A 26,154-nucleotide genomic window follows, 5' to 3' on the forward strand; every position below is an offset into this window, starting at 1 on the left:
CCGGCGCGGCCGGCTCCAGCGCCCCGGCCGGCGCGGCGAACCCCGGCAGCGCGGGCGGCACGGGGCGCGCGGGCGATTCCGGACGTACGGGCAGCGGCGGCTCCGGCAGTGCGGGTGCGGCCGGCTCGTACCCGGGTGCGAGCGCCGGCAGGGGCACGGGGGCGGGGCCGGTGGGGGCCGGTGCGGGGGGCACGTCGTCGTCGGCTTCCGGACGGGGCACCGGGGCGTACCCGCACAGCGCCTCTTCCGCCGCGCCCGCCGCGAGCCCCGTCAGCACCACGCGCCCGTCGTCGCAGACCAGCACCGTGCGTACCGTGATGTTCCGGTGGACCCAGCCGTGCGCGTGGAGCGCGCGCAGCGCGGTGAGCACCTCGGAGCCGATCTCGGCCGCCCGGTAGGGGCTCAGCGGCTCCTCGGCGAGCAGGGCCGCCAGGGGCCTGGCCGCGACCAGTTCACTCACTACCCACAACGACCCGGCCTCGGCGAAAACGTCGAACACCTGGTCGAGACGAGGATGGTCCGGGATCTGCGCGGCGGCCTGGGCGGCCTCGATGGCCCGCCGTACCGCCGGGTCACCGGAGCGCCGGGACACCCGCCCCCGGACCGGCCCGCGTGGCGGCACCCGCCCTCCGGCCGGACCGGCGTACCCGTCCGGCTCCTCCGGATCCACCACCTCGGCGTCGACGACCTCCGGCAACGGCACCTGCCGTACCAGCACTTCCTGGCCGCTGTACGTGTCGAAGGCCCGCGTCTCGACGAGTTCGTACTCGTCGGACGGCGGCAACGGCAGGCGGTAGCGGTCGGCCAGCACCCTCCCCGCATAGTCGTCCACGACGCCGCCTCCCCACGAGCGAGCTGTCCCCGGCTTCACAACCCGTGCGAAACCGTCAAATCCGGTCGTTCGGTGCGCAGTTACCCGCTCACTCCGGCTGCGTACGGCTCACGAGCTCTCACGATACGTGGCCCTGGTCAGTCCTTGGGGCTGAATGTGGCGAACGCCGTGTCCCGCAGCGTCCTGCACTCCGTGCCGTTCCACTCACCGGCCTTGCAGGTGATCATGATCGCGTAACCGTGCTCGGCGTCGACCTTGAAGCCCCGGTTGAGCACCCGCACCCGCTCCCCGTTCTGCTCGCGCTCGAACTGCCAGTCGGCGACCGTCGGATAACCCTTGTACTCCACCTTGTCGATCCCATGGTGCCGGTAGCCACTGACACTCGCCCTGAGACCGGCCAAGGCGGCCGTCCAGGCGGCCACCGCGTCGTCCTTGGGGCTGCTGGTGAAGTCGACCTGGACGCGCGGGAACCCGCCGCTCTCGCTGTATATCGCGCCCGAGTTCCGCCCGGCCACGCCGGTCGGGCGGAAGCTCGACGGCATGGCCATGGTGAAGTGGAACCGGTCGTTGCCGACCATGGTGTACCCGGCGGGCAGGGACGCCCCCGCGTCACCCTTCGAGGGCCCGCCGGACGGCGTCGCCCCACCGGTGCCGCCCGTGCCCCCGGTGCCGGGCTGCTCGCTTCCCCGCCCCTCGTCCTGCTCCTTGCCCTGTTCGCCGTCGGGCCGGCCGTCGTTGCCGCCGGTGGCGCCCTGCGCGACCGCGGAACCCGCCGAGGCCGTCCGGTCGGTTCCGGGTGTGCCCTGGCCCTTGGCGCCCGGCTCGTCGTCGCCGCTCAGGGCGATGGCGAGCACGGTCGCGAGCACGGCGAGTGCGACGACGACCGCGATGATCACCAGCGTACGGCGCGGCACCACATCCGTGAGCGGTGCCCGCGCGGGAGCCACCGGCGCGGAACGCTCGGCGGTCTGCGACCCGGCCGCCGGCTCCGCCTTGGCGAACGCCGCCGCGTTGCGTACCGAACGCAGCGCGCCGCGCATCCGCTCCGCCGCGGCGTCGTCCGCCTCCTTGGGCCTGGCGAGCGCCTCCTCGCCGGGCAGCGGCAGCAGGGGCACGATGCGCGTGGTCTCCGGCGACAGCTCGGCCACCGGCGCCACGGACGCCTCCGGCGCGTGGATCACGTGGTTGAGCAGGACCCGGGCGCCCGCGTCGTCGAGGCGCTTGGCCGGGTCCTTGTGGAGCAGGCCGTAGATGACCTCCTCCAGCAGTCCGGCGTTCTTCGGCGGGTCGAGCTGCTCGGTCATCACGGCGGTCAGCGTCGCGATGGCGGAACCCTTGTCGTACGGCGGGCAGCCCTCCACGCACGCGTAGAGCAGGCCGCCCAGCGACCACATGTCCGCCGCCGGTCCGGGCTTGTGGCCACGGGCCCGCTCGGGCGAGATGTAGGAGGGGGCGCCGACGAGCATGCCCGTCGACGTGATGGACGGGTCGCCCTCGACCTGCGCGATGCCGAAGTCCGTGAGAACGACCCGGCCGTCGTCGGCGATGAGGACGTTGGACGGCTTCACGTCACGGTGCAGGATGCCCTCGCGGTGCGCGGAGCGCAGGACGTCGAGGATGGCGAGGCCGACCTCGGCCGCGCGCCTGGGCGTGAGGACGCCGTCCTCCCGGATGGCGTCGGCGAGCGACCTGCCCTCGATCAGCTCCATGACGATCCAGGGGCGGTCGTCCTCGTCGACGACGTCGTAGACGGTCACCGCGCCGTTGTTGCGGATCCGGGCGATGGCCTTGGCCTCGCGGAGGGTACGCGTGATGAGGCGGCGCTTCTCCTCCTCGTCGATGCTGCTGGGGAAGCGGAGTTCCTTGACGGCGACGGTGCGTCCGAGCGTCTCGTCCACGGCCCGCCAGACGGTTCCCATGCCGCCGCGGCCCAGTACGCCGCCGAGGCGGTACCGGCCGGCGAGCAGCCGTCCCTCACCCGTCGGCCGCGTCGCCGACGCCGCCCCGGCCCGGCCGCCGCGCCCGCCGGGCGGCGCCGGCTTCGCCTCCGCCGGCCCCGACGCCACCTTGCCGCCCTTGGACTCCCCCGCTCCCTTCGGCTCCTTGGCCCACTTGGGCTCCCCCATGGCCTTGGCCGCCTGCGGCTCCCCGGCCTTCTTCGGCTCCTCGGCCTCCCCGGTCCCCGGGGCCTTCAGCGGCTCCCCCGCCCCCTTCGGCACCTCCGAGCCCTCCGAACCCTTCAAGCCCGCAGCCCCCTTCGCGCCCGCCGGCCCTTCCGAGCCCAGCGAACCCCTGGACGCCAGCGGCGCCTCCGGCCCCTCCGAACTCTTGGACGCCACCGGCGCCTCCGAGCCCTCCGAACCCTTCAGACCCGCAGCCCTCTCCGGCACCCCCGGCACCTCCGGGCCCTTCGGGTCCTTCGGCTCGTTGGCGCCACCGGCCGCGCCGGAACGCGCCGCGGGCACCGAACGGCCGCCACTTCCCGCGCCGGTGGCGGACGACGGCGCCTCGACCCGCGCTTCGTCGGCCACGCTCGCCGCGCCGCCCTGCCGAACCGCGTCCCGCTCGCCGCCCGCGCCCTTGGCCGGCCGGTCACCGGACCCGGTGGTTTCGGCGCCCGCGTCCGGCCGGCCCCCCGGTCCACCCGGTCCACGCGATCCGTCCGGCCGGGCCGATCCGGCCGTGCGGGGGGCGGGAACGGAACCGCCCGCGCCCGAACCGGGCGTCGCGGCGGGGTCCTTGCCCGAGGGCCCGCCGGCCGCGCCGGCCGCGTCGGACGCGTCGGACGCGTCGGACGCGTCGGACGCAGGCTTGGACCTGGGGTCGCCGGACCCGTCGGCCGCAGGCTCGGGCCGGCCGGCGCCCAGCTTCATGGTCGCGTCCTTGACCGGCTCGGTACCCGGCATGGCGGGTGCGCCCTCGGCCGATTCGGCGCGCGGTCCCCTGTCCGGCCCGTCCGCCCCGACGCCCGGCTTCGCCGCGTCCCGCTGAGGTTCCCGAGCCGCGTTCCGCGACTGCTCCGCTCCCGACATGCGTCCCCTCTGCGATCCCTGATCCTCGCCCGCGCCTGCCGCTTCCGCGCGATGCGGTAACCCGCCCTGGAAGAGCGTCCATTGTCTCTCACTCCGGGACCGGTGGATGTCCCGGGTCCTCAGTCCGTCAGGATGGGCCCCGAAGAAGGGACCCCACGATGCCACTGCTCCGTGCCCGGCTCGCCATTCCGCTGGTCACCGCCCTGCTCGGACTCGGCGTCAGCCCGCTGCCGGGGGGCCCCTCCCCCACCCCTCCCTCCGCCGTTCTGCCCCGGCTCGTCACCGAGGGCCGGGCCCCGGCCGCGGCGATGGTGTCCGCTTCGCCCACCGCGTCGCGGTTCCAGGCGGCGGGTCCCGGTATCCGCCGCGCCGACCGCTTCCGCGCGGGCAGCGTCACCAAGACGTTCATCGCGACGGTGGTGCTCCAACTCGCCGCGGAGGGCAGGCTGCGCCTCGACGATCCCGTCGCCCGCCACCTGCCGGGCCTGGTCCCCGGCACGGCGGGCCGCCGCGTCACGCTGCGCGCGCTGCTCACCCACACCAGCGGCCTGCCCGAGTACACCGACGCCGGGGCGGCCCTGTCGTCCTTCACGCGGACCACCGCTCGCGAGGCGGTCCGCCGCGCGCTGGCCGGCCACCCGCCGGGTCCCGTCGGCCGCTACGCGTACTCCAACACCAACTACGTCCTGCTGGGCCTCGTCATCGAGCGGGTGACCGACCGCTCCTACGCGGCCGCGGTCGGTCGGCGCATCATCAGGCCCCTTCAGCTCACGGGCACTTCCCTCCCGGGCGCCCGCACGACGCTGCCCACGCCGCACGGCCGGGCGTACGACGTCACCGGCCGGGACGTCACCGTTCTCGACCCGCGGGCCGCCGACGCCGCGGGTGAACTGATCAGCACCCTCGACGACCTGAACCACTTCTACGCCGGACTCCTCTCCGGGCGCCTGCTGCCGCCGCCCCAGCTCCGGGAGCTGCTCGACACCCGTCCCACGAACGGCTGGTACGGCATGGGCGTCTATCCGCTCCGGCTCTCCTGCGGCGTCACGGTGTGGGGGCACAACGGCCACATCACCGGCAGCTATGTCCGTTCCGCCACGACCGGCGACGGCCGGCACACCGTCACCTTCCGTGTCAATACGGACCACCTCGCCGACCGGACCCGCCACGTCCTCGAACCGGCGTTGCTGGAGGAGGAGTTCTGCCGGGGTACCGCCCCGCGCGCCCACGCGCAGCACGACCGGGGAGCGCGCCCGCCCTCCGCCACCGGCGCCCAGCACCCGCCCTCCGCCGCCGCCGGCGCCCAGCGCCCGCCGGGCGCCGGGCGGACGTCGCACCGCCGCGTCCCTGGTCCTGCCTACAGCGGCACGATGTCCGGCGCGCCCAGCCGTGCCGCGTCCGCCGTCAGGTCGTCCGGCTGCCGCTGCGACTCGCGTTCCGCCTCGACCCGCTTCTCGTAGTGCTCCACCTCCCTTCCGATCTGCCCCTCGTCCCAGCCCAGCACCGGGGCCATCAGCTCCGCGCACTCCCGCGCGCTGCGCGTCCCCCGGTCGAAGGTCTCGATGGAGATCCGGGTCCGCCGGGTGAGCACGTCGTCCAGGTGCCGGGCCCCCTCGTGCGACGCGGCGTAGACGACCTCCGCCCTCAGGTAGTCGTCGGCGCCGCCCAGCGGTTCGCCCAGCTTCGGGTCGGCGACGATCAGCTCCAGCAGCTCCTCCACCAGCGAGCCGTACCGGTTCAACAGGTGCTCCACCCGCGCCACGTGAAGCCCCGTCCGGGCGGCGATCCTCGCGCGCGCGTTCCACAGCGCCCGGTATCCCTCGGCGCCCAGCAGCGGGACGTCCTCGGTGACGCAGGCCGCGACCCGCGTGTCGAGGCCGTGCACCGCCTCGTCCACCGCGTCCTTGGCCATCACCCGGTACGTCGTGTACTTGCCGCCCGCCACCACGACGAGACCCGGCACCGGGTGGGCCACGGTGTGCTCGCGGGACAGCTTGCTCGTCGCGTCGGACTCGCCGGCCAGCAGGGGCCTCAGTCCGGCGTACACGCCCTGCACGTCGTCCCGGGTGAGCGGGACCGCCAGCACGCTGTTCACGTGCTCCAGCAGGTAGTCGATGTCGGCGCTGGACGCCGCCGGGTGGGCCTTGTCCAGGTCCCAGCCGGTGTCGGTGGTCCCCACGATCCAGTGGCGGCCCCACGGGATGACGAAGAGCACCGATTTCTCGGTGCGCAGGATGAGACCGGTGCTCGAGTGGATCCGGTCCTTGGGCACGACCAGGTGGATGCCCTTGGACGCCCGGACGTGGAACTGCCCCCTCTCCCCGATCAGCGCCTGGGTGTCGTCCGTCCACACTCCGGTCGCGTTGACGATCTGCTTGGCCCGGACCTCGTACTCGCCACCCGCCTCCACGTCCCGCACCCGGGCGCCGACCACCCGCTCGCCCTCGCGCAGGAAGCCGACCACCCGCGCCCGGCTGGCGACGTGCGCGCCGTAGCTCGCGGCCGTCCGCACCAGGGTCGCCACGAAACGCGCGTCGTCCATCTGCGCGTCGTAGTACTGCAACGCCCCGACCAGTGCGTCCTTCTTCAGCGCGGGCGCCACGCGCAGCGCCCGGCGCCGTGACAGGTGCCGGTGCACGGGAAGTCCGCGCCCGTGGCCGGACGAGATGGACATCGCGTCGTACAACGCCACGCCGGAGCCCGCGTAGAACCGCTCCCAGCCCTTGTGCTGGAGCGGGTAGAGGAACGGCACCGGTTTCACCAGGTGCGGTGCGAGGCGCTGCAGCAGCAGCCCGCGCTCCTTCAGCGCTTCCCGTACGAGCGCGAAGTCCAGCATCTCGAGATAGCGCAATCCGCCGTGGATCAGCTTGCTCGACCGGCTGGAGGTGCCCGACGCCCAGTCGCGCGCCTCCACCAGTCCGGTCGTCAGTCCGCGTGTCGCCGCGTCGAGTACCGTCCCGGCGCCGACCACTCCGGCACCCACGACCAGCACGTCCAGTTCACGATCGGCCATGGCCGCCAGCGCCTGTGCGCGCTCGGCGGGTCCCAGTGTCGCTGTCCTCACCGCTGCCTCCCGTCGCCCCCGTGTGGTCCCTGTGTGGTCGGGCTCACAGACTCGATTCTGTCCCGGCCCCCCGACTTCAGCCACCGCCTGTGGACAACACTCGGCCGAACCACGGCTCACAATGCCGCATAACGGTCATATTTACGCCTAGTCTGACATTGCGCTGCGCTCGTTCCGTCCACAGGACTTGCGTCTCTCGTCCACTCCGGCTACTGGGAAGGACGGCATCACCCCATGCCCGCAGACCTCGCCGTCATCGGCCTCGGCCACCTCGGACTGCCCCTCGCCCAAGCCGCCACAGCCGCCGGGATCGACACCATCGGCTATGACACCGACCCGCGACCCGTGGCGGAGCTGGCGGCCGGCCGGCCCCCGGTCGACGGCTCGCTCACCGCCTCGGAGATCCGCCGGATGCTCTCGGGGGGCTTCCGGCCGACCACCAACCCCACCGAACTGGGCCGAGTCCGCACCGCCGTCATCTGCGCCCCCACCCCCCTCGGCGCCGACCGCACCCCGGACCTGGCCGCCGTCACGGAGGCGGCGCGGGCGCTGGCCGCCCGGCTGCGGCCCAACACGACGGTCCTGCTCGAATCGCCGGTCCACCCCGGGACCACCGAGGACGTCCTGCGCCCGCTGCTGGAAACGGGCTCGGGGCTCACGGCCGGCCGCGACTTCCACCTCGCGTACTCCCCCGGCCGCCTCGACCCCGGCAACCGCGCGCACGGCTTCGCGCACACGCCCCGGGTCATCGGCGGCCTCACCCCCGCCTGCACGGAATCAGCCGCCGCCTTCTACGGCCGCCTCACCGACAAGGTCGTACGGGCCCGGGGCACCCGCGAGGCCGAGACCGTCAAGGTGCTGGAGACCAACTTCCGTCACGTCAACATCGCCCTGGTCAACGAGATGGCGGTGCTCTGCCACGAACTCGGTGTCGACCTGTGGGACGTCATCCGGTGCGCCGAGACCAAGCCCTTCGGTTTCCAGGCGTTCCGCCCCGGCCCCGGCGTCGGCGGGCACGGCGTCCCCGTCGACACCATCGGCCCGCACCGCCCTCTGCGCCTGGTGGAGCTGGCCGGCCAGGTCAACGAACGCATGCCCCAGTACGTCATCCAGCGCTGCGCCACGCTCCTCAACGAGCACGGCAAGTCCGCGCGCGGCGCCCGCGTCCTGCTGCTCGGCGTCACCTACAAGCCGGACCTGGCCGACCAGGAGGGCTCCCCCGCGGCCGAGATCGGCCGCCGCCTGATGGACATGGGCGCGGTGGTCAGCTACCACGATCCCTATGTCGCCGACTGGCGTGTCCGCGACCTGCCCGTCCCCCGGGCCGACTCCCTGTACGAGGCGGCGGCCGCGGCCGATCTGACGGTGCTGCTCCAGCACCACCGCACCTACGACCTCCAGGGGCTGGCCGTGAAGGCCCAGCTCCTCCTGGACACCCGGGGAGTCACCCCGGCGGGCGCGGCCCACCGCCTGTAGGGCGGGCTCCTGCCCGGATATCGGGGGGCGGACGCCGGACCGGACTGTTAGTCTCCGGACCCTCTACTTCACACGGCCTTTATACGCACAGGTGTGCGGCTTGGCCGTGCACGTTCCAGGGGGAATTCCCAGCATGAGCCAGCCCGTTCCGCCGCCCGGCAACCCGTTCGGCGGTCCCGCCGGTGCCACGCCCTACCCGCCCGCACCCGCCCCGGCTGCCGCCCCCGCGCGGGACAACGTCGCGCTCGGCCTGGTGGCCGCGGTCGTGGCCGCCCTCGTCGCCGCCGTCGCGTACGGCGCGATCGGTGGCACCATCGAACGGGAGATCGGGTACGCCGCTGTCGGTGTCGGGTTCCTCGTCGGCTTCGCCGCCGCCAAGGCCGGCGGTCGCAATCCGGCCCTGCCCGTGGTCGCCGCGGTCCTGTCGATCGCCGCCGTCTACCTCGGCCAGCTGGTCGCGATGGCGGTCGTCATCAGCAACACCCTGGGCGGGTCCGCCCCCGAAATCCTCATGGAGGAGTTCGGCTCGCTGACCGACCTGTGGAAGGAGACCGCCGAAGCCATGACGTACGTCTTCCTCGCCATCGCCGCCGTCACGGCCTTCGCCGGCGCCAAGAAGGCCGACTCCTGAAGGCCGACTCCTGAAGGCCGACTCCTGAAAGCCGGTTTCTGAGGGCCTGAGCGGTCGCCGCACGGACGGAAGGGGCCCGCACCGGTTGGTGCGGGCCCCTTCACGTACCGGCGAATGCGGGTCAGCGCTTGTGCTGGGCGTCCGCGACCGTGACCTCGACGCGCTGGAACTCCTTGAGTTCGCTGTAGCCCGTCGTCGCCATCGCGCGGCGCAGCGCGCCGAAGAAGTTCATGGAACCGTCGGGCGAGTGCGAGGGACCCGCCAGGATCTCCTCGGTGGTGCCGACGATGCCCAGATCGACCAGCTTGCCGCGCGGCACGTCCTCGTGCACCGCCTCCATGCCCCAGTGGTGGCCCTTGCCCGGCGCGTCGGTCGCCCGCGCGAGCGGCGAGCCGATCATCACCGAGTCGGCGCCGCAGGCGATCGCCTTGGGCAGGTCGCCGGACCAGCCCACCCCGCCGTCCGCGATGACGTGGACGTACCGGCCGCCGGACTCGTCCATGTAGTCCCGGCGGGCGGCCGCCACGTCCGCGACGGCGGTCGCCATCGGGACCTGGATGCCCAGCACGTTCCGGGTGGTGTGCGCGGCGCCGCCACCGAAGCCGACCAGGACGCCCGCCGCACCGGTGCGCATCAGGTGCAGGGCGGCGGTGTAGGTGGCGCAGCCGCCGACGATGACGGGGACGTCGAGCTCGTAGATGAACTGCTTGAGGTTGAGCGGCTCGGCCGCGCCCGACACGTGCTCGGCGGAGACGGTCGTGCCGCGGATGACGAAGATGTCCACACCGGCGTCGACGACCGCCTTGGAGAACTGGGCGGTGCGCTGCGGGGAGAGCGCCGCCGCGGTGACCACGCCCGAGTCGCGCACCTCCTTGATGCGCTGCCCGATCAGCTCCTCCTGGATCGGGGCCGCGTAGATCTCCTGCAGACGGCGGGTGGCGTTGTCCTCGTCCAGCCCGGCGATCTCGTCGAGCAGCGGCTGCGGGTCCTCGTACCGGGTCCACAGACCCTCGAGGTTGAGGACGCCGAGGCCGCCCAGCTCGCCGATGCGGATCGCGGTCTGCGGCGAGACCACCGAGTCCATGGGAGCGGCCAGGAACGGCAGCTCGAAGCGGTAGGCGTCGATCTGCCAGGCGATCGAGACCTCCTTCGGGTCCCGGGTGCGCCGGCTCGGTACGACGGCGATGTCGTCGAACGCGTACGCCCTGCGGCCGCGCTTGCCGCGCCCGATCTCGATCTCAGTCACGATGTGTGGCCTTTCCCTCTACGTCTGCGCCTACCAGTATCCCCGACACGCGCGTGGGGGGCGGTTCCGGCCACATGCCGGTACCGCCCCCCACGCGCGCGTGGATCACTTCCTGCTGTAGTTGGGCGCCTCGACGGTCATCTGGATGTCGTGCGGGTGGCTCTCCTTGAGGCCCGCCGAGGTGATCCGGACGAACCGTCCGCGCTCCTGGAGCTCGGGAACCGTGCGCCCACCGACGTAGAACATCGACTGGCGCAGGCCGCCGACCAGCTGGTGGACGACCGCGGAGAGCGGGCCGCGGAAGGGCACCTGGCCCTCGATGCCCTCGGGCACCAGCTTCTCGTCGGAGGCGACGCCCTCCTGGAAGTACCGGTCCTTGGAGAAGGACCGCTGCTCGCCCCGGGACTGCATGGCGCCGAGGGAGCCCATGCCGCGGTACGACTTGAACTGCTTGCCGTTGATGAACATCAGCTCACCGGGCGACTCCTCGCAGCCCGCCAGGAGCGAGCCGAGCATCACCGTGTCGGCGCCGGCGACCAGGGCCTTGGCGATGTCGCCGGAGTACTGCAGGCCGCCGTCGCCGATGACCGGGACACCGGCCGCCTTGGCGGCGAGGGAGGCCTCGTAGATGGCGGTGACCTGCGGGACGCCGATACCGGCGACCACGCGGGTGGTGCAGATGGAGCCGGGGCCGACACCGACCTTGATCCCGTCGACGCCGGCGTCGATCAGCGCTTGGGCGCCGTCGCGGGTGGCGACGTTGCCGCCGATGACGTCCACCGAGGAGTTCGACTTGATCTTGGCGACCATCTCGCCGACGAGCCGTGAGTGGCCGTGCGCGGTGTCGACGACGATGAAGTCGACACCCACCTCGATCAGTGCCTGGGCGCGCTCGAAGGCGTCGCCCGCGACACCGACGGCGGCGCCGACGAGCAGCCGGCCTTCCTTGTCCTTCGCCGCGTTCGGGTACTTCTCCGCCTTGACGAAGTCCTTGACGGTGATGAGGCCCTTGAGGATGCCCGCGTCGTCGACGAGCGGCAGCTTCTCGATCTTGTGGCGGCGCAGCAGCTCCATGGCGTCGACACCGGAGATGCCGACCTTGCCGGTGACCAGCGGCATCGGCGTCATGACGTCGCGCACCTGCTGGGTGCGGTCGGTCTCGAAGGCCATGTCGCGGTTGGTGACGATGCCGAGGAGCTTGCCCGCCTGGTCGGTGACGGGGACGCCGCTGATGCGGAACTTGCCGCAGATGGCGTCGGCCTCGGCGAGCGTCGCGTCCGGGTGGACGGTGATCGGGTCGGTCACCATGCCGGACTCGGAGCGCTTGACCAGGTCGACCTGGTTGGCCTGGTCGGCGATGGACAGGTTGCGGTGGAGCACACCGACGCCGCCCTGCCGGGCCATGGCGATCGCCATCCGGGCTTCGGTGACCTTGTCCATGGCGGCGGACAGCAGCGGGATGTTCACCCGTACGTTCTTGGAGATGTACGAGGAAGTGTCGATCTGGTCGGGCGCCATGTCGGACGCGCCCGGCAGCAGCAGCACGTCGTCGTAGGTCAGCCCGAGTGTCGCGAATTTCTCGGGCACTCCGTCGACGTTGGCAGTCATGACACCTTCCCCAAATGGCCTTGATCGGTGCGGATGTCCATGCTAACGGGCCGCGGCCGTGTCTCATTCCACGAGCAAGATCACCCGAAAGGTTTGTACGTTCACACGTACGGCCGCACGCGCGTCCACCCCGCCCGCGCGGATCACTGCTCGGCGAGCGCCCGCAGCCGGCTGAGCGCGCGGTGCTGCGCCACCCGCACGGCCCCGGGGGACATGCCCAGCATCTGGCCGGTCTCCTCGGCGGTCAGGCCGACCGCGACCCGCAGCACCAGCAGTTCGCGCTGGTTCTCGGGGAGGTTGGCGAGCAGACGCTTGGCCCACTCCGCGTCGTCGCTGAGCAGCGCCCGCTCCTCCGGACCGAGGGAGTCGTCGGGCCGCTCGGGCATCTCGTCGGAGGGCACGGCGGTGGACCCGGGGTGCCGCATGGCGGCGCGCTGGAGATCGGCGACCTTGTGGCCGGCGATGGCGAAGACGAACGCCTCGAAGGGGCGTCCGGTGTCCTTGTAGCGCGGCAGCGCCATGAGCACCGCCACGCAGACCTCCTGGGCGAGGTCCTCGACGAAGTGGCGCGCGTCGCCGGGCAGGCGGCTCAGCCGCGTACGGCAGTAGCGCAGCGCCAGGGGGTGGACGTGGGCCAGGAGGTCGTGCGTGGCCTGCTCGTCGCCATCCACCGCACGGTGTACGAGCGCACCGATGGCCCCGTGGGCATGGGCCGCCTCGTCGTCGCGCATCGGTCCATGGTGCCTTGGCGGTCGCTCGTCCGCGGCACCGCCTCCACTGTTGTGCACCGAAGCGTTATGAGCAGGTGCGCCGGACGTCATCTCCTGCGCCCTCCCCTCCCGCTCGATCGACTCGTCCCCGAGGAACTCCACCCTTCAAGGATGCGGCATCGGGCCGGAAACGGATATCGGGCCTCCGCCGCCCCGTCCGCCGGGCGGCGGACGGGGATCGGTACGGTCACGCGCTAGCGCACCAGGCCCCAGCGGAAGCCAAGCGCCACCGCGTGCGCCCGGTCCGATGCGCCCAGCTTCTTGAAGAGCCTCCTGGCGTGCGTCTTCACCGTGTCCTCGGAGAGGAAGAGCTCGCGGCCGATCTCCGCGTTGGAGCGGCCGTGGCTCATCCCTTCGAGCACCTGGATCTCACGCGCGGTGAGGGTGGGGGCCGCGCCCATCTCGGCCGAGCGCAGCCGGCGCGGGGCGAGCCGCCAGGTCGGGTCGGCGAGGGCCTGGGTGACCGTGGCCCGCAGCTCGGCGCGCGAGGCGTCCTTGTGCAGGTAGCCACGGGCACCGGCGGCGACGGCGAGCGCCACGCCGTCCAGGTCCTCGGCGACGGTGAGCATGATGATGCGGGCGCCGGGGTCCGCGGAGAGCAGCCGGCGGACGGTCTCCACGCCGCCCAGCCCGGGCATGCGTACGTCCATCAGAATCAGGTCCGAGCGGTCCGCGCCCCAGCGGCGGAGGACTTCCTCGCCGTTGGCCGCGGTCGTCACGCGCTCGACGCCGGGCACCGTCGCGACGGCGCGGCGGAGCGCTTCTCGGGCAAGCGGGGAGTCGTCGCAGACGAGGACGGATGTCATGGCCGTCCTCCGCAGCTGATGCGCGTCACCTTGAGCCTCCAGGCTGGTTACGAATCGTCACCTGTGCGGTTGACGCCCCCGGACATCTGCCCGAGCGCTTGTTCTCTCAACCGCCTCCGCACTCTCAACGACGGTCACTCGAAAGAGTTACGGGTACGCCCCACCCCTTCGGCACTCTACGTGAGGGAGCGCGTACGGAGCAGAGCGACGCAGGTCACCGTTGCTTCACTCAGAGCTATGCCCCATTTAGCGGCTTTTCCTTCACTTTGTTGGTGTCTGTGGCTAGATTCGCAATGAGTCATATTTACATCTACTAAGACAGTAGTTGTACGGTCGAGGCTGTATCAGCCCACTCACCCGCTCAGTACCGGAACCAAGGGGACATGCGCTATGGCAGATTTCTCCCGCCTTCCCGGACCCAACGCCGACCTGTGGGACTGGCAGCTGCTCGCGGCCTGCCGGGGGGTCGACAGTTCGCTCTTCTTCCACCCCGAGGGGGAGCGCGGCGCGGCGCGGAGTGCGCGCGAGAACTCGGCGAAAGAGGTCTGCATGCGGTGCCCGGTCCGCGCGGAGTGCGCGGCCCACGCGCTGGCCGTGCGGGAGCCCTACGGCGTATGGGGCGGCCTCACCGAGGACGAGCGCGAAGAACTCATGGGACGAGCCCGCAACCGTCTCGTCACGGCTTCGCAGGGGACTCCGGCCCGCGCCTGAAGGAACGTTTCTGCGCGGGTTCCCGGCTCTTCCGGGCGCTCACGGCTCCGCACCCCACCCGCTCCATCCGGCCCTCGGCGAGGCGGCTGCCCCGCATCAGGCCGAGGGGCGGCCTCGCCGGGCCGCCCCTCGGTACGCGTGACGGGCTCGGGGCCCGGGGCGCCCTACGCCAGCGCCGCCGCGCGCGTCAGCTGGTCGAGGGTGGCGGCGACCGCCGGGACCTTGGCCAGATCCGGGAGGGTGAGGGCGACGATCTCCCGCTCGACGGCCGGTTCCACCACCACCGTCCTGGCGCCCCGGGGGCGTACCGAGCGGATGGCGAGCTCGGGCATGACCGCGACCCCGAGACCCGCGCCGACCAGGCCGACGACCGCCGGGTAGTCGTCGGTCGCGAAGTCGATGCGCGGGGTGAAGCCGGCGGTCTCGCACACGTCCACGAGCTGGCGGCGGCAGCGGGGGCAGCCCGCGATCCAGGACTCCTCGGCCAGCTCCCCGATGGCCACGGCGTCGGCGTCCGCGAGACGGTGCCCCTCCGGGACGAGGCCGACCAGGCGGTCGGCGAGGAGCGGGCGGACGACGAGGTCGTCCCACTCCGCGGCGGTGGGGCGGTAACGGAAGGCGAGCGCCACGTCGCAGTCGCCGTCGCGGAGCATCCCGACCGAGCGGGGCGGCTCGGCCTCGACGAGCGACACCCGGGTGCCGGGGTGGGCGGCGCGCAGGGCGGCGAGGGCGGTGGGCACCAGGGTGGAGCTGCCGCTGGGGAAGGAGACCAGCCGGACGCGTCCGGCTCGCAGGCCCGCGATGGCGGCGATCTCCTCCTCGGCGGCGGTGAGGCCGGCGAGGATGCCGGAGGCGTGGCGTACGAGCGCCTCACCGGCCTGCGTCAGGCGCATCTCGCGGCCCGTACGCACCAGCAGCGGCGTGCCCGCGGAGGCTTCGAGCGCCTTCATCTGCTGGCTGACGGCGGGCTGGGTGCAGCCCAGTTCGCGCGCGGCCGCGGAGAAGGAGCCGGTGGTGGCGACGGCGCGCAGGACGCGCAGATGGCGGGCTTCGATCACCCTTCGAATATAAGGCTCGCTTGGGCGGTGTGCGAAATATCCACTGGCTGCTTTGAGGTCGGTCGGTCTAGCGTGTCGCCATGCGAGTTCTCACCGTCAACGTGGGGCGGCCGAAGGCCGTGGAGTACACCGACGCGCCCAGCGGCACGACGGGCATCGACAAGCGGCCGGCCGACGGTCCGGTGCGGGTGACCGATCCGGGCCCCAGGGGCGAGGGCGCGAGCGGCGTTGCCGGGGACACGGTGTGCGACCTGCGCCACCACGGCGGGACCCACCAGGCGGTGTACGCGTTCGCCCGGGAGGACCTGGACCACTGGGAGGCCGAGCTGGGGCGGCCGCTGGCCAACGGCGCCTTCGGGGAGAACCTCACGACCCTGGGTCTGGACGTCAACGCCGCGCTCATCGGGGAGCGGTGGCGGATCGGCGGGTCGGCGGTGCTGGAGGTGGCGTCCGGGCGCGTTCCGTGCCGCACGTTCGCGAGCTGGCTGGGCGAGCAGGGCTGGGTGAGGCGGTTCACCCGGCGCGCCGCCCCGGGCCCGTACCTCCGGGTCGTCGAGCCGGGGGAGATCCGCGCGGGTGACGCGATCGAGATCGTGCACCGACCGGACCACGACGTGACCGTCGAGCTGGTGTTCCGGGCGTTCATGGGTCACCGGGAGTTGCTGCCGCGCACGCTCGCGGCGGGCGAGGCGCTGGACCCGGAGGTACGCGAGGCGGCGCTCAAGTACGCCGCCTCACGGGACTCCTAGCGGTCGCGCCGACTCTCGGACGGGTGGCGGATCCTGATACTCCGTACATGTACGGCGGGATGTCCGCCGCCCCGCGGGACCGCGCGTCCCGTTGTCCGCGCGGGGCACTAACGTGCCGCTCATGACGACTGCACTGATTACGGGCGCGACGGCGGGAATCGGGGCCGCCTTCGCGCGGCGGCTGGCGGCGGACGGCCGGGACGTGGTGCTGGTGGCCCGGGACGGGAAGCGGCTCCGGGAACAGGCCACCGAGCTGCACGACCGGCACGGGATCGAGGCCGAGGTCCTGGTCGCGGACCTGGCGGAGGAGGACGGCATCGCGGCCGTGGAGGCACGGCTGTCGGACCGGAAGCGGCCGGTGGACCTGCTGATCAACAACGCCGGGTTCGGCAACAAGGGCCGCTTCCTGGATGTGTCCATGGCCGACGAGCTGAGGATGCTGAAGGTGCACTGCGAGGCGGTGCTGCGGCTGACGTCGGCCGCGACCGCGTCGATGCGGGACCGCGGCCGGGGCGGTGTGGTGAACGTCGCCTCGGTGGCCGCCTTCGTGCCGCGCGGCACGTACGGGGCGTCGAAGGCGTGGGTCGTGCAGTTCACGCAGGGCGCGGCGCGCGACCTGGCGGGGAGCGGGGTGCGGCTGATGGCGCTGTGCCCGGGGTTCGTGCGGACGGAGTTCCACGAGCGGGCCGGGATGGGCACGGACAACATCCCCGGCTGGATGTGGCTGGACGCCGACAAGCTGGTGGCCGCGGCGCTGGCGGACCTGGCGCGGGGCAGGACGCTGTCGATCCCGGACCCGCGCTACAAGGCCCTGATGGGCGTGGTGAAGCTGGCGCCGCGCAGCCTGCTCGGGGGTGTCAGCTCCCGGGCGGGCCGCAAGTACGGGCCGCGGTAGTCCCCCGGGCCACCGCGACGGGTCACGCGGCGTTCCGGGGCCATCAACCTCTGCGTGGTCGAGCGTCACTACCCACGAAAGAATGATCGGACGATCGCTGTTCGATCAGCCGTGCTTCCGCGGTGACTCGGGGTCCGACGACGGGCGCCGCTCGACCGAGCCACCACACCCGGAGGGGATTTTGCCGTGCGCGAGAGTGCTGTTGAACGTCACGACCGTCTGCTCGCCCTGGTGCGGGAGCGCGGCACGGCCCGGGTCTCGGACCTCGCCGCACAACTGGGCGTCTCGCCCGTGACCGCGCGCCGGGACGCCGAGGCCCTGGCGGCCCGGGGCCTGCTGGACCGGGCGCACGGCCAGGTGTCGTGGCCCGGGGGGCAAGGCGGGGGCGAACGGCGCCCGGCCGGCGGGGCGGTGGCCGGGGCGCCGGGCGGCGGTCCGGTGCTGGGCCTGCTCGCGCCCTCGGCGACGTACTACTTCGCGGAGGTGATCCGCGGGGCGCGCGAGGCGGCCGCGCGGGCGGGGGCGCGGCTGGTCCTGCGGATCTCCGACTACCGGCCGGAGGAGGACCGGGCCCGCACCGAGGGCCTGCTCGCCGCGGGCGCGGAAGGCCTGCTGGTGGCACCGGGCTGGCGGGCCCCCGGCGACCAGGAACGGCACGGTGACTGGATCGCCGGGCTTCCGGTGCCGACCGTGCTCCTGGAGCGGCGCGCCACGCCGGGTTCGGCGCTGGACGGGCTGGACCGGGTGTCGTCCGACCACCGGCACGGGGTGGCCCTCGCCGTACGCCACCTGGTGGGGATGGGGCACCGGGCGCCGCTGCTGGTGGCCCGCGCGGACAGCCCGACCGCGCTGGCCGTGCGGACGGGGTACGCGCAGGCGCTGGGGGCCCTGGGGCTGGCGGAGCCGGGGCCGGTGATCGACTCGGTGCCGTCCGAGCTGGACCCGGACGGGTTCGAGGAGGCGGTGCGGGCGCTGTGCTCGGCGGTCTCCTCCGGCACGGCGTCCGCGGCGCTGGTCCACAACGACGTGGACGCCATCCAGATCGTGCAGCGCCTCGCCGAGCTGGGCGTGCGTGTGCCCGGGGACCTGGCCCTGATCGCGTACGACGACGAGGTCGCGGCCCTGGCCGACACCCCGCTGACCGCGGTCGCCCCACCCAAGCGGCAGGTGGGCCGGCTGGCCACGGAACTCCTGGTCGAACGGCTCGTCCGGGCGGCGGGGACTCCTGACCACGGGGCCGGGGCGGGCCGCGCCGAGGAGCGTGACCACCCGGGCGCGGAGGAGGATCCCCGCCGGCATGTGACGCTGCTGCCGCGCCTGCGGGTGCGGGGCTCGTGCGGGGCGGATCAGCCGAAAGTGCTCTGATCGTTTTTCGATCGATCAATCTTTCGCTCTTGACTTCGCTCATGAGGGGCTCGATCATCACGGCCACGCCTTCCGACCCCGGCAGCGTCAAGTGAGGCCGCACGTGAGGAGCACCCGTCCCACCATGCACCACGCCACTGACAACCGGTCCGCCGGACGCCCCGCCCTGCTGCTCGCCATGGGCCCCGGCATCGCCGGGCGGCTGCTCACCGACGCCCACCTCGCCCGTCTCACCGCACTCGCCCGCACCGACCCGCACCTGATCGCCCACGACCTGACCGCGCCCTCGCCCCTGGTGGCGTCCGCGCTCGCGCAGGCGGAGGTGCTGTTCACCTGCTGGGGGGCGACACCGCTCACCGCGTCCGTCCTGGACAGGGCGCCGCGCCTGCGCGCCGTCGTCCACGCCGCCGGCTCCGTCAAGCACCACGTCACCGATGCCTGCTGGGAGCGCGGCATCGCCGTGACCTCGGCGGCCGCGGCCAACGCGCTGCCCGTCGCCGAGTACACGCTGGCCACCATCCTGCTGAGCGGCAAGCGCGTCCTGCGCGCCGCGCGGAGGTACGGCGAGCTGCGCGCCGGGCACGACTGGCTGCGGGAGCTCTCCGACAGCGGCAACCACCGCCGCACGGTCGGCGTCGTGGGCGCGTCCCGCATCGGCCGCCGCGTGATCGAGCTGCTGCGCCCCTTCGACGTACAGGTGCTGCTGTACGACCCGTACGTCACCCGCGACGCGGCCTCGGCGCTCGGCGCCGTCCCCGCCGCGCTGGACGAGCTGTGCGCCCGTGCGGACATCGTCTCCGTACACGCCCCGCAACTGCCGTCCACGCGCCACCTGATCGGCGCCGCGCAGCTGGCCCTCATGCCGGACGGCGCCACGCTCATCAACACCTCGCGCGGCTCCCTGGTCGACGAGGCCGCCCTGCTCCCGCACCTCACCGCGGGCCGCCTCAACGCCGTGCTCGACGTGACCGACCCCGAACCGCCGTCCCCCGACTCCCCGCTCTACACCCTCCCCAACGTGCTGCTCACCCCGCACATCGCGGGCTCGCTCGGCAACGAGCTGCACCGTATGGCGGACCAGGCCCTGGACGAGCTGGAGCGGTACGCCAAGGGCGAGCCGTTCGAGGATCCGGTGCGGCCCTCGGAGCTGGGCCGCTCCGCGTAGAGCCGTGGAAACACCGAGGCCCGGTGCCCCCGCGACGGGGGCACCGGGCCTCGTAACGCTCAGCAGGCGTCAGTGGGAGTGGCCGTGACCGTGGCCGTGGCCCGCGTCCGCCGGCTCCTCTTCCTTCTTCTCGACGACCAGGGTCTCGGTCGTGAGCAGCAGGGAGGCGATGGAGGCGGCGTTCTCCAGGGCCGAGCGGGTGACCTTGACCGGGTCGATGACGCCGGCCTTGATCAGGTCGCCGTACTCACCGGTGGCGGCGTTGAAGCCCTGGCCCTTGTCGAGCTCGGAGACCTTCGACGTGATGACGTAACCCTCGAGGCCGGCGTTCTCGGCGATCCAGCGCAGCGGCTCCACGGCGGCGCGGCGGACGACCGCGACACCGGTGGCCTCGTCGCCGTCCTTGCCGAGGTTGCCGTCCAGCACCTTGACGGCGTGGACGAGCGCGGAGCCACCACCGGAGACGATGCCCTCCTCGACCGCGGCGCGGGTCGCGGAGATGGCGTCCTCCAGACGGTGCTTCTTCTCCTTCAGCTCCACCTCGGTGGCGGCGCCGACCTTGATCACGCACACGCCGCCGGCCAGCTTCGCGAGGCGCTCCTGGAGCTTCTCGCGGTCCCAGTCGGAGTCCGTGGTCTCGATCTCGGCCTTGATCTGGGCGATGCGGCCGGTGACGTCCTCGGTGTTGCCACCGCCGTCGACGATCGTCGTGTCGTCCTTGGTGACGGTGACGCGGCGGGCGGTGCCCAGCACGTCCAGACCGGCCTGGTCCAGCTTGAGGCCGACCTCCTCGGCGATGACGGTGGCGCCGGTGAGGGCGGCCATGTCGCCGAGCATCGCCTTGCGGCGGTCGCCGAAGCCGGGGGCCTTGACCGCGACGGCGTTGAACGTGCCGCGGATCTTGTTGACGACCAGGGTCGACAGGGCCTCGCCCTCGACGTCCTCGGCGATGATCAGGAGCGGCTTGGAGGAGCCGGCCTGGATGACCTTCTCCAGCAGCGGCAGCAGGTCGGTGATCGCGGAGATCTTGCCCTGGTGGATCAGGATGTACGGGTCGTCGAGGACGGCCTCCATACGCTCCTGGTCGGTGACCATGTACGGGGACAGGTAGCCCTTGTCGAAGGCCATGCCCTCGGTGAAGTCCAGCTCCAGACCGAAGGTGTTGGACTCCTCGACGGTGATGACACCGTCCTTGCCGACCTTGTCCATCGCCTCGGCGATGAGCTCGCCGACCTGCTGGTCCTGCGCGGAGAGCGCGGCCACGGCGGCGATGTCGGCCTTGTCGTCGATCGGACGGGCCGACGCGAGCAGCTCGTCGGAGACGGCCTTGACCGCGGCGTCGATGCCCTTCTTCAGGGCGGCCGGGGAGGCACCCGCGGCGACGTTGCGCAGACCCTCGCGGACCAGGGCCTGGGCCAGGACGGTGGCGGTGGTGGTGCCGTCACCCGCGATGTCGTTGGTCTTGGTCGCCACCTCCTTCACCAGCTGGGCGCCGAGGTTCTCGTACGGGTCCTCGATCTCGACCTCGCGGGCGATCGTGACACCGTCGTTGGTGATGGTCGGCGCGCCGAACTTCTTGTCGATGACGACGTTGCGGCCCTTGGGGCCGATCGTCACCTTGACCGTGTCGGCAAGCTTGTTGACGCCGCGCTCAAGGGCGCGACGGGCGTCCTCGTCGAACTTCAGGATCTTCGCCATGGGAGCGATTCAGCCCTCTCGAAAACTCTGGTTGACGAACCGCGCCCCTCGCCGCCCGGCAATGTGTCATCAGCGGGGGCCAGGGGCGCAGCTCAAAAGCGATCTTGCTCGGGTGAATTACTTCTCGACGATCGCGAGCACGTCGCGAGCCGAGAGGACGAGGTACTCCTCGCCGCTGTACTTCACCTCGGTGCCGCCGTACTTGCTGTACAGCACGATGTCGCCGGTCTTGACGTCGAGCGGCAGGCGCTCGCCGTTCTCGAAGCGGCCCGGGCCAACGGCCAGGACGACGCCCTCCTGGGGCTTCTCCTTGGCGGTGTCCGGAATGACCAGGCCAGAGGCGGTGGTCTGCTCGGCGTCGAGCGGCTGGACCACAATGCGGTCCTCGAGCGGCTTGATGGCAACCTTGGAGCTGGTGGTCGTCACGATCCGACCTCCCCCTTCGGAGATCTCACGGGGTTAACTGTCTGAGGTGGCGACCAGGTGGATCCGTCGTCGCGGGTGCCGGACCTGCCCGTCGCTGTGTTGGCACTCTCCAGTGGGGAGTGCCAGAGCTGAGACTATGACCGGGATTAGCACTCGGTCAAGCGGAGTGCCAATTCACCGCCCGGTCGTGGCGTCACCGACCCCCCGGGAAGGCCGGTGCCGTCGCCGCCCGGTGAGGGAAGAAGCACCGCCGGCCCGGGCGGCGGCGGTCCCGCACCGGCCGCTGCCGACCGCCACCGACCGCCACCGACCGCCACCGGCCGCCATCGGCCGCCGACCGGGCGGACCGGGCCGATGCGGCGACCGTGCCGGGGCCGCCGCCGACCGGGCCGGCACGACCGCCGGAGCCGGTCCACCGCCGGCCTGGCCGCACGACCGGCCCGGCCGAGGGCGGCCGAGCCCGGCCGGTGGTCGGGGTCACACGTAGTCCTCCAGCCTGGCCACCGCGTACCCCTTGGCCGTGACCACGTCCATCACCTGCCTGATCATGTCCGGCATGGTGCCGTTCCAGTCCTCCGTGCCGCGGAAGTGCGTGAGGATGATGTCGCCGGGATGCAGGTCCCGGTCCCATTCACGCCACTCCATGCGGTCGGGGAAGGCCTCGGCCGCCCACAGGGGCACGGCCTTGACGCCGCAGGACCGGGCCGCGCGGAGGGTGTCGGCGTTGTAGTTGCCGTAGGGCGGGCGGAAGAGCGTGGGGCGCTTGCCGTACCGCTTCTCGATGGTGTCCTGCTGCCCGCAGATCTCGCGCTTCTGCTCCGCGTACGAGAGGGCCGGCATGTAGCGGTGGTTGAGGGTGTGGTTGTGCAGGGCGACGCCCCGGTCCTGCATGCGCTTGAAGTAGCCGTAGTCCTCCTTGACCAGGTAGTCGCTGAGGAAGGCGCTGTAGGGGATGTCCAGTTCGTCCATCATCTCCAGCAGCCGGGGGTCCTTCTCCGCGCCGTCGTCGATCGTCAGGAAGACGACCCGCTCCTCGGTCGGGACGGTGGTGAAGACGGGCGGCAGGGTCGGGTCGCCGACGCCGAAGCCCTTGCGGAAGGTGATGTGCGGCCTGTCGGCCGCCGCCGGGGGCGGGGGCGCGGCCAAGGGAGCGGCCTTGAGGCCCCACTTCCGGGCGGCGAGCGCACGGGCGGCCTGCGCCCGCCGGACCTTCTCCACGTACGCGGTGAGGGCGGCGGCCGCGTCGGGAGGCTGCTGGGGCTGCTGACCCGCGGCGGGCTCGGCCCTGCCGCCGCCCGCTCCGGAGCCCGGCCCCGTGCCCGCCCCTCCGGCACCGGTCTCCGCCGCACAGGCGGATCCGAGCGCCGCGACCAGCAACGCGGTGAGGAGAAACCGCGCCCGCTTACTTACCGTTTGACCTTTTTGTCGGACTAGCTGCATGGCGCCGCATCCTGTCAGCGCGCCGCCCCGGCCACCGGCCGACACCGCCGCCTGACGCGCACCATCCCCCGCCTGGCCCACAATGGGCCGGGTGACCGATCTCGCCGCCTTCTCCACGCTCCTCACCGACGAGGGCCAGGCCCTGCTCACCGCCCTGCGCGACTACACCCCCTCCCAGGAGCTGGCGGTCGCCTCCCGGCTGCGCCGCGATCACCCCGCGGAGCTGGTCACGGCGGCGCTCGGGCAGGCGCGGCTGCGGCAGCGGGCGGTGGCGAAGTTCGGCGAGCGGGACGCGCACCGCATGTACTTCACGCCCGGCGGCGTCGAGCAGTCCACCCGCAAGGCGGTCGCCGAACACCGCGCCGCCGCCTTCGCCCGCCTCGGCGTGCGCGACGTCGCTGACCTCTGCAGCGGCATCGGCGGCGACGCGATCGCGCTGGCCCGCGCCGGCGTCCGCGTCCTCGCCGTCGACCGCGACCCGCTCACGGTCGAGGTCGCCCGCGCCAACGCCGCCGCGCTGGGCCTGACCGACCTGATCGAGGTGCGCTGCGCGGACGTCACGGAGGTCGACACCTCGCCGTACGACGCCGTCTTCGTCGACCCGGCGCGGCGCGGCGGGCGGGCGTCGGGCGGGCGGATCTTCGACCCGGAGGCGTACTCCCCGCCCCTGTCCTGGGCCGTCCAGGCGGCCCGCAAGGCCCCGCACGCGGCGCTGAAGATCGCCCCAGGTGTCCCGCACGAGACGGTCCCGCCGGAGGCCGAGGCCGAGTGGGTCTCGGACGGCGGCGACGTGAAGGAGGCGGTGCTGTGGTTCGGCACCCGTCCCGGCAGGGTCACCGCGACCCTCCTGCCCGGCCCGCACAGCCTCACCGGCCGGGGCCTGCCCAACCCTCCCGTCCGTGCCGTCGGCCGCTACCTGTACGAGCCGGACGGCGCCGTCATCCGCGCGCACCTGGTCGCGGAGGTCGCCGAGGACCTCGGCGGCGGCCTGATCGACGAGACGATCGCGTACATCACTGCGGACGAGCCACGCCCCACCCCGTACGCCGCCGCCTACGAGATCACCGACGAGCTGCCGTTCAACCTCAAGAGGCTGAAGGCCCTGCTGCGCGAACGGGAGGTGGGCACCCTCACGGTGAAGAAGCGCGGCTCGGCGGTCGAGCCGGAGGAGCTGCGCCGCAAGCTCAAGCCGAAGGGACCGCACGCGGCAACGGTCTTCCTGACCCGGGTGGCGGGGGCGCCGACGATGCTGCTCGGACGGCCGGTGGCATAGGGCGCCGACGGCGGTGGCCCCGCGCCCCCGCGGGGCCGTTCACCGGCGCCCTCTTCGAGAGCCGGCCGCCGGCGAGGGAGGACCGGGCCGGCGGGTGAGCCGTGCGCGGGACGGACCGGTCAGGGCGGAGGCCCCTCAGGCCGGTCCCGCCGGACGCGCCCGTTCGAGCAGCAGGGCCCGCTCGCGGGCGTTGCGCGTCAGCGAAGCCGCTCGCTCGAACTCCGCCCGGGCCTCGTCGGCGTGCCCGAGCCGGGCCAGCAGGTCACCCCGTACGCTCGGCAGCAAGTGGTAGTCCTTCAGGGCCGGTTCACCGGCCAGGGCGTCCACGATCGTCAGCCCCGCCGCCGGGCCGTCGGCCATCGAGACGGCCACCGCGCGGTTGAGTTCCACGACCGGGGAGGGGGCGACGGCGGCGAGCCGCCCGTACAGGGCCGCGATGGTCGCCCAGTCGGTCTCCTCGTACCGCGGCGCCCGCGCGTGGCACGCCGCGATCGCCGCCTGGAGGGAGTACGGGCCCGTCCCGGCCCTCTCCAGCGCCGCGAAGCCCCGCCGGATCAGGAGCCGGTTCCAGCGCGCGCGGTCCTGGTCGGCCAGCAGCACCGGCTCCCCGTCCGGCCCGGTGCGCGCCGCCGTGCGCGAGGCCTGGAGCTCCAGGAGGGCGGCGAGCCCGTGCACTTCCGGTTCGCCGGGCATCAGCCCGGCCAGCACGCGCGCCAGCCGCAGCGCGTCCTCGCACAGGCCCGGGCGCAGCCAGTGGTCGCCGGCGGTCGCCGCGTACCCCTCGTTGAAGACGAGGTAGACGACCTCCAGCACGGACCCGAGGCGGGCCGCCCGGTCCTGCCCGCGGGGCACCTCGAAGGGCACGCCCGCCCGGGCGAGGGATCGTTTCGCCCGGACGATCCGCTGCGCGACCGTGGCCTCGGGCACCAGGAAGGCGCGGGCGATCTCCTCCGTGGTCAGCCCGCCGAGCAGCCGCAGCGTGAGCGCCACGCGCGCGTCGGCGGAGAGCACCGGATGGCAGGCGGTGAAGACGAGCCGCAGCAGATCGTCGTCGATGTCGTCCGGTTCGGCCGTCTCCGGTTCGTACGCGGTCTCCAGGTCGCGTCCGACCTCGGCGAGCTTGCGCGCGTACGTTTCACGGCGGCGTACGAGGTCGATGGCGCGGTTCCTGGCCGTGGCCATGAGCCAGGCGCCCGGCTTGTCCGGGACGCCCGACTCCGGCCACTGCTCCAGGGCGGCGACCAGAGCGTCCTGCGCCAGTTCCTCCGCGATGCCCACGTCGCGGACGATCCGGGCGACGGCCGCGATGATCCGCGCCGACTCGATCCTGAACACCGTCTCCACGGCGTGGGGTGCGCTCACGCCTCCCCATGGTGCCGCATCGGGCCGGTGCCGGTGCGGGGCGTCAGCCTTCGGCGATCTCCCGCACCTCGGCGGTGATGGTCCAGTGGTCCTCGTGGGTCCGGAGGAACCGCCTGGTCCACTCGACGGCCTCGGCCTTGTCCTTGCACTGGGTGATCGAGTACCCGCCGATGACCTCCTTGGACTCGGTGAAGGGCCCGTCGGTGACCGACAGCCGCCCGCCCGACCAGGTCACGCGGGTGCCCTGGGAACTGGGCGTGAGCCCGGCGGTCTCCAGCATCACCCCGGCCTTGGTGATCTCCTCCAGGAGCTTGCCCATCCGCTCCTGGAGCTCGGGGCTCGGGCCCTCGGCGGGGGCGTTCTTCTCGTCGATACGGATCATCGTCAGGAAGCGCGGCACGACCGTCTCCTCGGGTGTGTGCGGCGGGGCCGTTCCCCGCCTCTCACCCATACGTCGAACGGGCGGGAGCCGGATCGACACCCGGCGCGGAAAAGTTCCGGGAACGGTCGCTCGCGGGCCGGTCCGGGCCCGGGCTCCGCCGGGGGC

Annotated in this window: 22 protein-coding genes; 9 read left to right on the forward strand and 13 right to left on the reverse strand. The window is 72.9% G+C overall.

Translation table 11 applies throughout. The features are described 5' to 3' along the window. Positions 1–832, reverse strand: an 832-nt coding sequence (locus ABD347_RS19325) for a protein kinase (RefSeq protein ID WP_344362955.1), incomplete at its 3' end; no start/stop codon positions are given. A 137-nt stretch (positions 833–969) separates the two neighbouring features. Then, complete coding sequence (locus ABD347_RS19330) at positions 970–3,738, reverse strand: serine/threonine-protein kinase (protein WP_425575705.1); 2,769 nt, start codon at positions 3,736–3,738, stop codon at positions 970–972. Between the two features lie 284 nt (positions 3,739–4,022). On the opposite strand from ABD347_RS19330, the gene ABD347_RS19335 reads away from it, so the two are divergent. Beyond that, positions 4,023–5,324: a serine hydrolase domain-containing protein gene (locus ABD347_RS19335; RefSeq protein WP_344362957.1), complete on the forward strand. Its 1,302-nt coding sequence runs from the start codon at positions 4,023–4,025 to the stop codon at positions 5,322–5,324. Here the strand turns inward: ABD347_RS19335 and ABD347_RS19340 are convergent. Further along, entirely contained in the window at positions 5,222–6,928 is a 1,707-nt protein-coding gene (locus tag ABD347_RS19340) for a glycerol-3-phosphate dehydrogenase/oxidase (RefSeq protein WP_344362960.1), read from the reverse strand. The genes ABD347_RS19335 and ABD347_RS19340 overlap by 103 nt on opposite strands. Positions 6,929–7,162: 234 nt before the next feature. Here ABD347_RS19340 and ABD347_RS19345 point away from each other — a divergent pair, with 234 nt between their 5' ends. Both ABD347_RS19345 and ABD347_RS19350 read left to right on the forward strand, forming a co-directional pair. Then, positions 7,163–8,404 carry a nucleotide sugar dehydrogenase gene (locus ABD347_RS19345; RefSeq protein WP_344362963.1) on the forward strand — a complete coding sequence of 414 codons (1,242 nt, stop codon included), beginning with the start codon at positions 7,163–7,165 and terminating at the stop codon, positions 8,402–8,404. A gap of 133 nt (positions 8,405–8,537) precedes the next feature. Beyond that, entirely contained in the window at positions 8,538–9,035 is a 498-nt protein-coding gene (locus ABD347_RS19350) for a hypothetical protein (RefSeq protein WP_344362966.1), read from the forward strand. 121 nt (positions 9,036–9,156) lie between these two features. On the opposite strand, the gene ABD347_RS19355 is transcribed toward ABD347_RS19350, so the two are convergent. The 4 genes from ABD347_RS19355 to ABD347_RS19370 form a co-directional block, all read right to left on the reverse strand. After that, entirely contained in the window at positions 9,157–10,281 is a 1,125-nt protein-coding gene (locus tag ABD347_RS19355; RefSeq protein ID WP_344362968.1) for a GuaB3 family IMP dehydrogenase-related protein, read from the reverse strand. A gap of 105 nt (positions 10,282–10,386) precedes the next feature. After that, complete coding sequence (gene guaB / locus ABD347_RS19360) at positions 10,387–11,889, reverse strand: IMP dehydrogenase (RefSeq protein WP_344362971.1); 1,503 nt, start codon at positions 11,887–11,889, stop codon at positions 10,387–10,389. A 143-nt stretch (positions 11,890–12,032) separates the two neighbouring features. Continuing rightward, positions 12,033–12,620 carry a sigma-70 family RNA polymerase sigma factor gene (locus ABD347_RS19365; protein ID WP_344362974.1) on the reverse strand — a complete coding sequence of 196 codons (588 nt, stop codon included), beginning with the start codon at positions 12,618–12,620 and terminating at the stop codon, positions 12,033–12,035. 233 nt (positions 12,621–12,853) lie between these two features. Then, positions 12,854–13,465, reverse strand: a complete 612-nt coding sequence (locus tag ABD347_RS19370) for a response regulator transcription factor (RefSeq protein ID WP_003948568.1) — start codon at positions 13,463–13,465, stop codon at positions 12,854–12,856. Between the two features lie 390 nt (positions 13,466–13,855). Here ABD347_RS19370 and ABD347_RS19375 point away from each other — a divergent pair, with 390 nt between their 5' ends. Continuing rightward, positions 13,856–14,176 (forward strand): WhiB family transcriptional regulator, encoded by a 321-nt coding sequence (locus ABD347_RS19375; RefSeq protein ID WP_344362975.1) that lies wholly within the window; start codon positions 13,856–13,858, stop codon positions 14,174–14,176. Between the two features lie 164 nt (positions 14,177–14,340). On the opposite strand, the gene ABD347_RS19380 is transcribed toward ABD347_RS19375, so the two are convergent. Beyond that, positions 14,341–15,234, reverse strand: a complete 894-nt coding sequence (locus tag ABD347_RS19380) for a LysR family transcriptional regulator (protein ID WP_344362977.1) — start codon at positions 15,232–15,234, stop codon at positions 14,341–14,343. Positions 15,235–15,314: 80 nt separating this feature from the next. On the opposite strand from ABD347_RS19380, the gene ABD347_RS19385 reads away from it, so the two are divergent. The 4 genes from ABD347_RS19385 (at position 15,315) to ABD347_RS19400 (ending at position 19,408) form a co-directional block, all read left to right on the forward strand. After that, positions 15,315–15,983 (forward strand): MOSC domain-containing protein, encoded by a 669-nt coding sequence (locus tag ABD347_RS19385; RefSeq protein WP_344362978.1) that lies wholly within the window; start codon positions 15,315–15,317, stop codon positions 15,981–15,983. A gap of 121 nt (positions 15,984–16,104) precedes the next feature. Further along, entirely contained in the window at positions 16,105–16,878 is a 774-nt protein-coding gene (locus ABD347_RS19390) for an SDR family NAD(P)-dependent oxidoreductase (protein ID WP_344362980.1), read from the forward strand. A 186-nt stretch (positions 16,879–17,064) separates the two neighbouring features. Further along, the gene (locus tag ABD347_RS19395) at positions 17,065–18,243 is read left to right on the forward strand and encodes a substrate-binding domain-containing protein (protein ID WP_344362983.1); all 1,179 of its coding nucleotides are present in this window, start codon (positions 17,065–17,067) and stop codon (positions 18,241–18,243) included. 124 nt (positions 18,244–18,367) lie between these two features. After that, positions 18,368–19,408 (forward strand): hydroxyacid dehydrogenase, encoded by a 1,041-nt coding sequence (locus ABD347_RS19400; protein WP_344362985.1) that lies wholly within the window; start codon positions 18,368–18,370, stop codon positions 19,406–19,408. A gap of 69 nt (positions 19,409–19,477) precedes the next feature. On the opposite strand, the gene groL is transcribed toward ABD347_RS19400, so the two are convergent. The 3 genes from groL to ABD347_RS19415 form a co-directional block, all read right to left on the reverse strand. Further along, positions 19,478–21,106, reverse strand: a complete 1,629-nt coding sequence (gene groL, locus ABD347_RS19405; RefSeq protein WP_344362988.1) for a chaperonin GroEL — start codon at positions 21,104–21,106, stop codon at positions 19,478–19,480. 117 nt (positions 21,107–21,223) lie between these two features. Beyond that, on the reverse strand, positions 21,224–21,532 hold the full coding sequence (gene groES, locus ABD347_RS19410; protein WP_010471835.1) for a co-chaperone GroES: 309 nt from the start codon (positions 21,530–21,532) through the stop codon (positions 21,224–21,226). A gap of 477 nt (positions 21,533–22,009) precedes the next feature. Next, on the reverse strand, positions 22,010–22,972 hold the full coding sequence (locus ABD347_RS19415) for a polysaccharide deacetylase family protein (RefSeq protein WP_344362993.1): 963 nt from the start codon (positions 22,970–22,972) through the stop codon (positions 22,010–22,012). A gap of 91 nt (positions 22,973–23,063) precedes the next feature. On the opposite strand from ABD347_RS19415, the gene ABD347_RS19420 reads away from it, so the two are divergent. Further along, on the forward strand, positions 23,064–24,245 hold the full coding sequence (locus tag ABD347_RS19420) for a THUMP-like domain-containing protein (protein WP_344362996.1): 1,182 nt from the start codon (positions 23,064–23,066) through the stop codon (positions 24,243–24,245). A 135-nt stretch (positions 24,246–24,380) separates the two neighbouring features. Here ABD347_RS19420 and ABD347_RS19425 read toward each other — a convergent pair whose 3' ends face one another. After that, a complete protein-coding gene (locus ABD347_RS19425) occupies positions 24,381–25,607 on the reverse strand; it encodes an RNA polymerase sigma factor (protein ID WP_344362999.1) in 1,227 nt (408 codons plus the stop codon). Positions 25,608–25,650: 43 nt separating this feature from the next. Then, the gene (locus tag ABD347_RS19430; protein WP_344363002.1) at positions 25,651–26,007 is read right to left on the reverse strand and encodes a YciI family protein; all 357 of its coding nucleotides are present in this window, start codon (positions 26,005–26,007) and stop codon (positions 25,651–25,653) included. Positions 26,008–26,154: the final 147 nt, after the last annotated feature.

The sequence above is a fragment of the Streptomyces gobitricini genome (assembly GCF_039532985.1).
GTDB lineage: Bacteria > Actinomycetota > Actinomycetes > Streptomycetales > Streptomycetaceae > Streptomyces > Streptomyces gobitricini.